11 protein-coding genes are annotated in these 12004 nt (G+C 52.3%); 5 read left to right on the plus strand and 6 right to left on the minus strand.

Annotated features, from left to right (window positions below; translation table 11 throughout):
- Nucleotides 1-57 precede the first annotated feature (57 nt).
- A complete protein-coding gene (tal, locus tag AMM03_RS08420; protein WP_090130338.1) occupies nt 58-1014 on the plus strand; it encodes a transaldolase in 957 nt (318 codons plus the stop codon).
- An 11-nt stretch (nt 1015-1025) separates the two neighbouring features.
- Nucleotides 1026-2579 (plus strand): glucose-6-phosphate isomerase, encoded by a 1554-nt coding sequence (gene pgi, locus AMM03_RS08425; protein ID WP_090130340.1) that lies wholly within the window; start codon nt 1026-1028, stop codon nt 2577-2579.
- A gap of 37 nt (nt 2580-2616) precedes the next feature.
- Here pgi and AMM03_RS08430 read toward each other — a convergent pair whose 3' ends face one another.
- From AMM03_RS08430 to groES, 4 genes are all read right to left on the minus strand, one after another.
- Nucleotides 2617-3555 carry a cupredoxin domain-containing protein gene (locus AMM03_RS08430; RefSeq protein WP_194942827.1) on the minus strand — a complete coding sequence of 313 codons (939 nt, stop codon included), beginning with the start codon at nt 3553-3555 and terminating at the stop codon, nt 2617-2619.
- 85 nt (nt 3556-3640) lie between these two features.
- Nucleotides 3641-4003 (minus strand): hypothetical protein, encoded by a 363-nt coding sequence (locus AMM03_RS08435; RefSeq protein ID WP_090130344.1) that lies wholly within the window; start codon nt 4001-4003, stop codon nt 3641-3643.
- Nucleotides 4004-4123: 120 nt separating this feature from the next.
- Entirely contained in the window at nt 4124-5770 is a 1647-nt protein-coding gene (gene groL, locus AMM03_RS08440; RefSeq protein ID WP_090130346.1) for a chaperonin GroEL, read from the minus strand.
- Nucleotides 5771-5792: 22 nt separating this feature from the next.
- Nucleotides 5793-6080: a co-chaperone GroES gene (gene groES / locus AMM03_RS08445; RefSeq protein ID WP_090130348.1), complete on the minus strand. Its 288-nt coding sequence runs from the start codon at nt 6078-6080 to the stop codon at nt 5793-5795.
- 276 nt (nt 6081-6356) lie between these two features.
- On the opposite strand from groES, the gene AMM03_RS08450 reads away from it, so the two are divergent.
- From AMM03_RS08450 to AMM03_RS08460, 3 genes are read left to right on the plus strand one after another with little or no spacing between them, the layout of a single operon-like run.
- A complete protein-coding gene (locus AMM03_RS08450) occupies nt 6357-7505 on the plus strand; it encodes a Fic family protein (RefSeq protein ID WP_090130350.1) in 1149 nt (382 codons plus the stop codon).
- A 15-nt stretch (nt 7506-7520) separates the two neighbouring features.
- Nucleotides 7521-8030, plus strand: a complete 510-nt coding sequence (locus AMM03_RS08455; RefSeq protein ID WP_090130352.1) for a (2Fe-2S)-binding protein — start codon at nt 7521-7523, stop codon at nt 8028-8030.
- Nucleotides 8027-10177, plus strand: coding sequence for a xanthine dehydrogenase family protein molybdopterin-binding subunit (locus tag AMM03_RS08460; protein ID WP_090130354.1), 2151 nt, complete (start codon nt 8027-8029; stop codon nt 10175-10177). Before AMM03_RS08455 ends, AMM03_RS08460 begins: the two co-directional genes overlap by 4 nt.
- Before the next feature lie 58 nt (nt 10178-10235).
- On the opposite strand, the gene AMM03_RS08465 is transcribed toward AMM03_RS08460, so the two are convergent.
- Nucleotides 10236-10943, minus strand: a complete 708-nt coding sequence (locus AMM03_RS08465) for a molybdate ABC transporter substrate-binding protein (RefSeq protein ID WP_228764615.1) — start codon at nt 10941-10943, stop codon at nt 10236-10238.
- A gap of 5 nt (nt 10944-10948) precedes the next feature.
- Nucleotides 10949-11980 carry a tripartite tricarboxylate transporter substrate binding protein gene (locus AMM03_RS08470; protein ID WP_090130358.1) on the minus strand — a complete coding sequence of 344 codons (1032 nt, stop codon included), beginning with the start codon at nt 11978-11980 and terminating at the stop codon, nt 10949-10951.
- Nucleotides 11981-12004 lie beyond the last annotated feature (24 nt).

The following is a 12004-nucleotide window of genomic DNA, read 5'->3' on the forward strand; positions in this document are numbered from 1 at the left end:
GTTTGTAATGTAACTTTGTTTCATCGATAATTCAAGCCTTGTTTTAAATAATTTGCCATGAACCAACTCGACGCTCTCAAATCTCACACCACCGTGGTGGCTGACACCGGTGACTTCAAACAATTGGCCCAGTTCCAGCCGCAAGACGCGACCACCAACCCGTCGCTGATCTTGAAGGCGGTGCAAAAGCCTGAATACGCGCCTTTGCTGACGGAGTCTGTGGCTGCGCACAAAGGACAACCCCTCGATGTGGTGATGGACCATTTGTTGGTTCGCTTTGGTTGCGAAATTTTGAAGACGATTCCTGGCCGTGTGTCTACCGAAGTGGATGCGCGTTTGAGTTTTGATACTGCGGGTACGTTGGCGCGTGCACGTCGATTGATGAGCTTGTATGAAGCCCAAGGTATTTCACGTGATCGCGTGCTGATCAAAATTGCCGCTACATGGGAGGGCATTCAAGCTGCTGCCGAGTTGGAGCGCGAAGGTATTCATACCAACCTCACTTTGTTGTTCTCGTTTGCGCAAGCCGTAGCATGCGGACAGGCCAAAGTGCAGTTGATCTCACCGTTTGTGGGCCGCATTTATGACTGGTACAAAAAGACAGCAGGCGCTGCTTGGGATGAGGCGGCGAGTGCTGGCGCCAATGATCCTGGAGTGAAGTCTGTGCGTGCCATTTACAACTACTACAAGAAGAATGACATTGCCACTGAGGTGATGGGTGCCAGCTTCCGCAACGTGGGGCAAATTGTGGCATTGGCAGGTTGTGACTTGCTCACGATTAGTCCTGATTTGTTATCGTTGTTAGCCGCCAACGACACTGCGTTAGCACCTGCTTTGGATGCGCATGCTGCTAAGGGGATGGACTTACCTTTGGTGCAATACACCGAAGCTGGTTTCCGTTTTGCGCTGAACGAAGACGCCATGGCCACTGAAAAATTGGCAGAAGGCATTCGTGCTTTCTGTGTCGATGCCATCAAGCTGGAAGGCTTGATGTTGGCGGCTCAAAAGGCTTGAGAAGGAAGTTTATGCGAGGTGATCAAACGGCTGCTTGGCAAGGCTTGACGGCGTTAGCAAAAGCGTTTTCTGGTTTCGATTTGCGCGATGCGTTTGCCTCAGATGCAAACCGTGCGGCGCATTTCAGTCAAGAAGCCCCAGGTGTGTTCGCTGATTTGTCTAAGAACCATTGGGATGCGCGCATTGAGGCGGAACTTCTGGCTTTGGCAGAGCAAGCGGGTGTGTTGACGCATCGCAATCGCATGTTCCAAGGTGAGGCCATCAACGCTACAGAAAATCGGGCGGTGATGCATTGGCTGTTGCGCCATCCTGCGGAGGGGGCTGCAGCGAATGCACTGCCTGCTTATGTCAAAGCATCTTTGAAAGAGGTGCACGAGACCTTGAACGCCATGCTCTCGTTTGCCGAAAAAATTCGGGCAGACAAGCAGATCACTGATGTGGTGAACATTGGCATTGGCGGTTCCGACTTAGGCCCGCAAATGGCGGTGATAGCCTTGCAGGCTGATGCCTTGGCGGGCAAGCGTTTTCACTTTGTGTCCAATGTGGATGGTCATGAACTCGATGCCGTGTTGAAGGGTTTGAAGGCTGAGAACACCTTGTTCTTGGTGGCTTCTAAAACCTTCACTACTTTGGAAACCATGACCAATGCTCTGTCTGCCAAGCGTTGGTTTGAAGCTCAGGGCGGCACGGATGTAGCGCGTCACTTTGCAGCACTCACCACCAATGTAGAAGCCGCAGGCAAGTTTGGCATTCAAACTTGTTTTGGTTTTTGGGATTGGGTGGGCGGTCGTTACTCACTGTGGTCGGCCATTGGTTTGCCTTTGGCCATTGCCATTGGTTCTGATAAATTCCGTGAGTTTTTGGCAGGTGCACATGCCATGGATCAGCATTTTCTGCATGCCGATCCTGCACAGAATTTACCCATTCGATTGGGTCTGTTGGATGTTTGGTATCGCAACTTTTTGCACTACACCAGTCGCTGCATTGCGCCGTATCACAGCGCCTTGAAACGCTTTGCACCTTATTTGCAGCAGCTCGAGATGGAGAGCAATGGCAAGCAGGTAGACCATGCTGGGCAAACCTTGCCGTACGGTACATCGCCAGTGTTGTGGGGCGAGCCGGGTACCAACGGCCAGCATGCATTTTTCCAAATGTTGCACCAAGGAACTGATGTGGTGCCGCTGGAGTTTGTGGCTGTGAAAAACGCCACGCATGCGTTGCCCGATCACCAAGCTTTGTTGTTGTCCAATGTGTTGGCGCAGGCGCAGGCTTTGATGGTGGGCAAGTCTGATGCGGGGGGTCACAAAAACTTTGCAGGCAACCGACCCAGCAGCTTCATTTTGTTGGAAGACTTAACGCCATTCAACTTGGGTGCTTTGATTGCCTTGCAAGAACATCGCGTGTTTGTGAGCGGTGCGGTGTGGGGCATTAATAGCTTTGATCAATGGGGTGTGGAGTTGGGCAAGGTGTTGGCCAAAGACATTCATGCACGCATTGAGTCGGGAGATGTTGCTGGACTAGACGCCTCTACAGCGCAATTGCTGCAGAGGGTTCGCGCAGCTTGAACTTGAAGAGGGCCAGACAATTCTGGCCCTTCTGTATTCAGTGCTTGTGGCTGCTGTGGTCGTGTTCGTTGGCAGGCTTGTTCTGCACAATCACTTGCCCCTTCATGCCCGCTTCAAAATGGCCCGGGATGAGGCAAGCCATCTGCAAAGTCTGGGCTTGGTCGAACTTGATGACCCACTCTTTGGTTTCGCCTGGTTTGACGCTCAGTGCGAGCATGGCATTGCCAGCAGCGTGATCGTGTCCCCCTGAGTGCCCTGCCGATTGTTTCATTTCAACGGCGTGGGCTTTGAGCGCGGCTTCAGAGCCCAAGACCATTTCATGCGGCAATTTGCCGCTGTTGTGCACCACCAATTTGAGCGTTTCACCTGCCGCAACTTGCAACAAATCGGGCGTGAAACGCATCGTGTCATTCATGTCGACTTGGACGGTGCGATCGACAACCAAGGCGCCTTGCGTCGGTGTGTTTGTAGGTGCATCGTGCGTGTCGTGCGCGTCTTCTGCGCCGTGTGCATGACCACCAGCCGCCCATTCTGGATTGCGCTCGAAGACTTTGTAAGCGGCCCAGCTGCTGGCACAAACTGCAAGCCCCAAGCTCAATGAATACACGATCAATGCGCGTTGTATGCGCATTTTGAGTGTGAACATCAGCGCCAAAATAGAAATGGCAAACCCCAAAGGCACTACCCACGCACTGCGCGCAGGCGAGTCAGGAAAATGTTGTAGTCCGCCGGTGAAGAAGCCCAAACCAATGGACAGCAAGGTGCCCACCCAAAGTGATTCAATCAAACTTTGCGTGTTGTTTTGGCTGCGGTGCTCCATCCAGGCGCCCACTACAAAAAGGACGATGCCCACTGCTGCCGTCCAGAGTGAGCGTTCGCCGCTGAAAAAACCATGGTTGACGGCGCCCGAAATAAAGCTGATGCCCGAATATTTGAGCAGCATGGCGCTATGTTGAATTTGAAAAGAGACTGTCATGAAAATTCCTTGCGCTTTGCATTGAAGCGCGACATGGATCAACCTTCTTTTGACAAGAAGGGACTGAAAGTGCGATCTAGGAAATTCAGGAAATGGGCGGTCGCAAATGCGGTTGCGGCGCCGAATTCAGCCAAACAATGGGCCTGTGCGCAGGTGGCATTTGGAGTTTCATCATGGACTGAGGCGTGCTTGCCTGGAGCAGGCCCATGGTGCAGCACTCGTGGCAGTCTGATGCACCATGCGATGAATCTGTTGAATGGCTTGCTTGTGCGGGTTCTGATACGTGCCCACCGCAGTGGTCTTGAAATCCCAATGACATTGCATTTGAATACACCGTGTGATGGGTATCTGTTGATGCGGCATTGGCAAGCGACATCAACCCTAAGCTGGCGCTGAAGACCAACTTCATCAGAAGTGACACCACCAGTAACCAAGGCATTCGTTGCATGATCGCATCTTAAATCGCATTCAAGCAAATGAACAACAGGCATAAAAAAACCCCGCAATTGCTTGCGGGGTTTTTTGTGCGAGGTCAAAGGTCTTTGCAGACCTCTGAGGCAGCGGGCAATTACATGCCCATGCCGCCCATACCACCCATGCCGCCCATGTCAGGCATACCACCGGCGCCAGACTCTTCTTTCGGTGCTTCTGAAACCATGCACTCTGTGGTCAACATCAAAGAAGCCACGGATGCTGCGTTTTGCAAAGCAGTGCGTGTCACTTTGGTTGGGTCCAAGATGCCCATTTCAATCATGTCACCGTAAGTGTCGTTGGCAGCGTTGAAGCCGTAGTTGCCTTTGCCGGCCATGACAGCGTTCACCACCACAGATGGCTCGCCACCTGCGTTGTACACGATCTCGCGCAAAGGCGCTTCGATGGCTTTCAACACCAGCTTGATACCAGCGTCTTGGTCAGCGTTGTCGCCTTTGATGGCGCCAGCGTTTTGACGAGCGCGCAACAATGCAACGCCACCGCCAGCCACAATGCCTTCTTCCACAGCAGCGCGGGTCGCGTGCAATGCGTCTTCAACACGGGCTTTCTTTTCTTTCATTTCGACTTCGGTGGCAGCGCCAACCTTGATCACGGCAACACCGCCAGCCAACTTGGCCACGCGCTCTTGCAGTTTTTCACGGTCGTAGTCAGAAGTGGCTTCTTCGATTTGAACGCGGATTTGTTTCACACGTGCTTCGATGTCGCCAGCTGCGCCTGCACCGTCGATGATGATGGTGTTTTCTTTGCCCACTTCGATGCGCTTGGCTTGACCCAAGTCTGCCAATGTCACTTTTTCGAGTGTCAGGCCCACTTCTTCAGCGATCACTTTACCGCCGGTCAAAATGGCAATGTCTTCCAACATGGCTTTGCGACGATCGCCGAAGCCAGGGGCCTTGACAGCCACAACCTTCAAGATACCGCGGATGGTGTTGACCACCAAAGTTGCCAAGGCTTCGCCTTCAACTTCTTCAGCAATGATGAGCAATGGACGGCCAGCTTTTGCAACGGCTTCCAATGTAGGCAACAAGTCACGGATGTTGCTGATTTTCTTGTCGAACAACAACACGAAGGGGTTGTCCAGCAAAGCAGCTTGCTTCTCGGGGTTGTTGATGAAGTAAGGTGACAGGTAGCCACGGTCGAATTGCATGCCTTCAACGATGTCGAGTTCGTTGTCGAGTGACTTGCCGTCTTCAACAGTGATCACGCCTTCTTTGCCCACTTTGTCCATGGCTTTGGCAATGATGTCGCCAATGCTGTGGTCGCTGTTGGCAGAAATAGAACCGACTTGAGCGATTTCTTTGGTGGTTGTTGTGGCCTTAGTGGCTTTCTTCAACTCTTCGATCAAGGCTGTGACAGCTTTGTCGATACCGCGCTTCAAGTCCATGGGGTTCATGCCGGCGGCAACGTACTTCATGCCTTCGCGAACGATGGCTTGAGCCAACACAGTAGCGGTTGTTGTACCGTCACCAGCGTTGTCAGAAGTCTTGGAAGCAACTTCCTTGACCATCTGGGCGCCCATGTTTTGCAACTTGTCTTTGAGTTCGATTTCTTTGGCCACGGACACACCGTCCTTGGTCACGGTGGGGGCGCCGAAAGAGCGCTCGAGCACCACATTGCGACCCTTAGGGCCCAAAGTCACTTTGACCGCGTTGGCCAAAATGTTCACGCCTTCAACCATGCGTGCGCGGGCTTCGCCGCCGAAAATTACGTCTTTTGCTGCCATTTGAATTTCTCCGATTTAAAAATTACTCGACGACCGCGAACAGGTCTTCTTCTTTCATGACCAACAGCTCATCGCCCAAAACCTTGACGGTTTGGCCGCTGTACTTGCCGAACAACACGCGGTCGCCGACTTTGACGTTCATGGCCAACACTTCGCCTTTGTCATTGCGCTTGCCTGGGCCAACGGCCAAGACTTCGCCTTGATCGGGCTTTTCAGCAGCTGCATCAGGAATGACGATGCCAGAGGCTGTTTTGGTTTCGCTTTCGACACGTTTAACGATCACGCGATCGCCGAGAGGACGCAGTTTCATTGGATCTCCTAAATATGAAACAAGGTTAAAAACAAAAAGTATTCAAAATTGAATACTTTAGGGTTCTTTGGAGGGTACTGAGGTTGTTAGCACTCATCTCCTGCGAGTGCTAATGATAAGGGTGTTTGGCAGGATTTCAAGAGGGGTGTCGAAAAATGAAAGTTTGAATCACAAGTTCTTTCAATTCGCAAATCAAATTAAAGGAAATTTTAATAAGCTTGTTTCAAATTAAAAAAAACTTTAATATGAACCATCCGAACCGTCATTAATTAAATCATGCAACGCGAATCAGGGACATACGACGTGGTGACCACGCTAGGTGTACCTGTGCGAGCGTTTGTTCCTAAGGCATTGCCTCCAAATGAACCCGAACTAGATCCGGCTGTTTGGTCTGGATTGAACGAGTCGGCGATGTTGTCCTTGCAGCGGCTGTCGGCGGTCGCTGGCTTGGTGCCATCGGTTGATTGGCTGATCTACAGTGCAGTCCGCCAAGAGGCGCTGCTCACTTCACAAATTGAAGGGACACAAGCAACCCTGGTGGACTTGTTCGATGAGGAAGCGGGCTTGGCCATCAGCAACACGGACGATGTTGAAGAGGTGACCAATTACGTGCGGGCATTCCAATGGGTGCACGCACAAATGCGAAGCGAGGGTGGTTTACCGATCAGTGTTCGTTTACTCAGTGAGGCTCATCGCCACTTGTTGAATGGGGCGAGAGGGGCTGGCAAACAACCAGGAGAACTGCGACGCTCACAAAATTGGATTGGTGGAAGCAGACCTGGCAATGCGCTTTTTGTTCCCCCGCCCGCAGAAAAAGTGGGTTCATTGCTCGCAGACTTAGAGCGCTTTATCCACGACGAAGCTTCTGACTTGCCTGCGTTGGTTCGAGTGGCAATGGTGCATGCACAGTTCGAGACCATTCATCCTTTTCTAGACGGCAATGGTCGCATTGGGCGTTTGTTGATCGCCGCATTGTTAGAACATTGGCAATTGCTACCTGAACCCTTGATGTATTTGAGCGGTTACCTCAAACAACATCAGTCTGAGTATTACCAACGTTTGTCGGCCATCCGAACGCAAGGTGATTGGGAAGGATGGATTCAATTTTTTTTAGAGGCTGTCCAAAATGCCGCGACAAAGTCAGAGCAAGATGTGGTCGCATTGGCTAGCCTCGTCGCCAATGATCGACGTCGAATTTTGGAACATAGCAAGTCAAATGCGGTGACCTATCGCTTGTTTGAGTTGTTGCCCAAGATGCCAAGATTGTCAGTAGAGCGAGTTCGCGCTGTGTTGCAAATTACTTTTCCAACGGCCAATACGGCCATTAAGTTGCTTGAAGAATTGGGTATCTTGGTTGAAGTGACCGGTCAGAAGAAAAATCGCACGTTCAGTTATGCGGCCTACATCAAAATTCTGAGTCAATAAACTGAAGGGCTTTCCATGCTTCATACCCATTCACTGAAGATCAACGGAGAATCGATTCAAACCGGATTTGAAGGCGCAGCACTTCAGTTGATCCGCAATCAATTGGGCTTAACGGCCAGTCGATTCGGCTGCGGTCAAGAGCAATGTGGTGCATGCCATGTGCTGATCGATGGTCAATCAAAGCCTAGCTGCCAAATGACTGTGGATGCTTTGGTGGGGCGCAGCGTTGTGACACTCGAGTCAGCACAAAACCCTGAATTACCCAGCTCGCCTTACTTAAATGCACTGCAAGCAGCGTTCATTGACGAACAAGCCGCGCAGTGCGGTTACTGCACCAGTGGCCTATTGATCAGCGCTGTTGCATTGCTGATGAGCGCGCATGAAACTGTTTCTGATCTGCAAATTCGTGAAGCTTTGGAGCCGCATCTTTGCCGCTGCGGCACACACAACCGAGTCTTGAGGGCTGTGAAGAAAGCCGCACTTCAGTGTGGCTTGAAAGTAACGCCATCAGAGGTGTCAGCATGAGTCAGTTGCTTCAACCCTCTGCGAGTTTAAAAACCAATCCAGGGCTAGCGCAGTGGCTACGCTTTGAAGTCAATGGCTCTGTGACGGTGTTCACTGGCAAAGCCGAGCTGGGTCAAGGCATCTTGCATGCATTGAAACTCATGGCGGCCCATGAACTGGATCTGCCTTTGGACAGCGTACACATCGAGACAGCCAACACACAAAACAGCCCTGACGAGGGCATGACATCTGGCAGTTTGTCCGTCCAAGATTCCGGCTTGGCCATTCGCCAAGCTTGCGCGCATGCAGCGTATCTTTTGAAAACGCACGCATGCGCTTCTTATGCAGAATTGCAATCACACGTAGACGTGAAGTTGCCTGTCGACTTATCAGTGCCCACCAAGTCCACCGCCCTGACGCTGACCGAAGGCCGCGATGACATTGAAGCGCTTGTGCAAGGTCAGCCCATCTTTCTTCACGACCTCGGAATTAATGTTGATCTGACCCCAATTAAAAATTTGCTGCATGGGCGGATGGTGAGGGGGCCGGGGTTGCGCTGTACTTTACGCACGGAAGGCTGGGCGGATGCTGTGGCTGGGTTGCCTAAAGAGGTTCAAGCGTTTAGGGATGGCTCGTTGGTGGGGGTTGTTGCGCCCACTGAAGAACTGGCGGAGAAGGCTGCTAGCAAGTTACAGCGATTGCTGAAGTGGGATGTGGCGGCATTGCCAGACTGTCGTGAGGGCGGCGTTGATTTGGTAGAGCGGGCCCCTGCGATGGATTCGCAAGTGTTTTATGAATCAGGTGAGTTTCATGAAGCAAGCAAGGACGCCAAGGTTTACGAAGCGGTTTACTTTAGACCTGCTTTGCACCACGGCTCGATGGGGCCCAGTGTGGCTTTGGCTGTATGGGAATTTGATCAAGTCAGCAGTGGCTTGAAAGTGTGGAGCCACACGCAGGGTATTTTTCCTTTGCGCAAAGATTTGGCGCTTGCGTTGGGTATTGATGCGCAGCAGATTGAAGTGCAGCATGTTCGTGGTGCTGGCTGTTACGGCCACAACGGTGCGGACGATGTGGCCTACAACGCGGCTTGGTTGGCCAGGTATGTGCCTGGGCAATGTGTGCGTGTGCAGTGGACGCGTGAAGAGGAGATGCAGCAATCGCCTCTGGCGCCAGCGATGCGTGTGAAGTTGCAGGCCACTGTTCAGTCTGTTGCAGCGCCAACAAGTTCTAGCCCTCCCAAAGGACGCGCCGATCTAGAACTACTTACTTGGCAACACGATGTCTGGAGCCAAGGCCATAGCTCAAGGCCTGGCCGCGCAGCCACGCCCGCTTTCAAAGACAGCTGGCTAACAGATCAACAATTTCCCGTTCTGGAGTCCATCAATGTGGCTGCAGCGGCTGGCGCAGGTGCCGAACGCAATGCGATACCGCCCTACAGCAGCGCGCACATCAAAGTGAATGCACACCGATTGCTGGGCTTGCCCTTTAGAACGTCCGCTTTGCGAAGTTTGGGCGCTCACGCCAATGTGTTTGCCTGCGAAAGTTTCATGGACGAAATTGCCGACGATCAGGGCTTGGATCCTGTGGCGTTTCGGCTAGGCAAGTTGAAAGATCCACGCGCCAGAGCGGTGGTTCAAACCTTGGCAGATCAAGTCAATTGGTTAGAGCGTCGTCAAACCTTGTCACAAAAAGAAGGTTGGGGTTTGGGCATTGCCTATGCGCGTTACAAAAGCAAAGGCGCTTACTGCGCTGTGGTGGCTGAAGTAGAAGTGACGCACCAAGTGAATGTGCGCCGTTTGTGGGTGGTGGCGGACATTGGTGAAGTCATTCACGCCGATGGCGCTGTTTCTCAATTGGAAGGTGGCGCCATTCAATCGACCAGCTGGGCTTTGAAAGAGCAGGCGCATTGGGATTCAAACAACATCACCAGCACCCATTGGGATGCGTATCCTATTTTGCGTTTCAGTGAAGTGCCGGAAGTGCAAGTGCATTTGATGCCGGGTCATTCACAAAACTCGGGCTCACTTAATCCGCCTCTAGGTTCAGGCGAAGCCACACAAGGTCCCTCCACAGCTGCCATTGCCAATGCGGTATTTCATGCGGTGGGGGTGCGCGTTAGGCAGTTGCCTCTCACGCCAGACAACTTGGCAAAATCTGCACTGGCATAAGTCTTCTAATACGTAGGTCTTGAAAGGCTTTGAGCAAATAGCAGTGCTACGGTCTAACTTAGACCACCGGCAGAAAACCGCCTTTTGCGCGCAAATCAGCGTGCTCTGCGCTGGTCAAAATATCGATCATGGCTTGCGCCTGCGCCGCACACGTGCTGGTAGAACGAACACCTGCGGTGTACATGGTGGCCAGTTCAAACTCGAGTGGCAAGTTGGCCACCAAATCAACGCCTGGCGTGATCAAAATTTCGGTCACTTGCGTGCAACCAATCACGTGCGGGTCGTCGCATGCGGCCATGGCATTCATGGCGGTGTTGCCGTTGGGAAAGGGGCGCAGTTTGCTGGCCACTGTTTCGGCAATGCCCAAGCCGTTGAGCACCTTCATAAAGTGAATACCTGCCGTGGCCAATTGGGGATCGGGAAAATAAATGCCTGTGGCCGCCAACATGGCCGCTTTCAGTTGCTCCGCTGTGTCTACTTGAGGGTGAGGTGTACCGTGCTTCACTGCAACTCCCGTTTTGACGGGACCTAAGTGACGTGCACTGCCTGCCAACACATGGCCAGAGGCCGTGAGTTGTTCAATGAGTGCGGCCGTCAGAATGACCACATCGCAGGATGTGCCTTCCAGCAACTTTTGCTTCATCAAACCCACAGCGCCAAAGGTGCACGAGAGTTGGGTGTCGGTAGTTTTTTCAATCGACGGCTTTAAGGCGTTGACCAAACCTTGAGCAGCACCGCCACTCAGTAAATGCATAAAACGTGTCAAAAGAATCAATCCAGTTTGATGTTGGCCGACTTGATCACACCGGACCATTTGGCAATGTCGTCTTGCAAATATTTGTCAAATTGCGTGGGGTTTAAAACAATAGGCACGGCACCTTGTTTGGCCCATTGTTGTTTGACATCGGGTTGCGAGGCAATTTTGGACACGGCTTCATTGAGTTTGGCGACGATGGCCTTGGGGGTGCCTTTGGGTGCCATCAGGCCTAACCAAATGGTGGCTTCGTAACCTGCAACACCACCTTCGTTCAATGTGGGAACTTCGGGCAATACATCCGAGCGAACTTTGCCGCTGGTGCCAACCGCTTTAACTTTGCCAGCCTTCACTTGCTCGGTCATGGTGGTCACAGCATCAAACATCATGTCGACTTGACCACCCAGTACATCGGTGCGGGCGCCTGAGCTGCCTTTGTAGGGCACGTGCACCATGTCAATTTTGGCCATGCTTTTGAACAGCTCGCCAGCCATGTGGTAGGGCGTACCAGGTCCAGACGAAGCGTAGTTCAACTTACCGGGTTGTGCTTTGGCCACGCGAATGACGTCAGCCAATGAGTTCAAACCTTTGGTGGGATTGACCACCAAGACCAAGTCGGAATAGTTGATGGGGGCCACACCCACAAAGTCTTTCATGAGGGCAAAGGGTTTGTTGGGAATGAGGGTTTCATTGACTGTGTGGGTGTTGGACATCAACAGCAAGGTGTAGCCATCGGGTGCTGCTTTGGCCGCAACGTCGGTGCCAATGACAGAACCAGCGCCTGGTTTGTTGTCCACCACAAAAGTTTGGCCCAAGCTTTCTTGCAAGCGCTGCGCGATGAAGCGCGCATAGTTGTCAGCAGGGCCGCCCGTCGCAAAGGGCACCACAATTTTGACGGGGCGTGTTGGGTAGTTTTGGGCGTGGGCTTGTTGCGACAGAAAAATGCCGGTGCCGATGAACAAGAGGCTGGCCAAAGCCACCAAAGTGCGACGTTTTTGAGTTTGCAATTTGGCTGCTTGGGCGGTTTGTGGGGTGCGTGTTGTTTTCATAAATGTCTCGGTCAGTTAGATTTA

Source organism: Limnohabitans sp. Rim11 (assembly GCF_001269365.1).
Lineage (GTDB): Bacteria > Pseudomonadota > Gammaproteobacteria > Burkholderiales > Burkholderiaceae_C > Limnohabitans_A.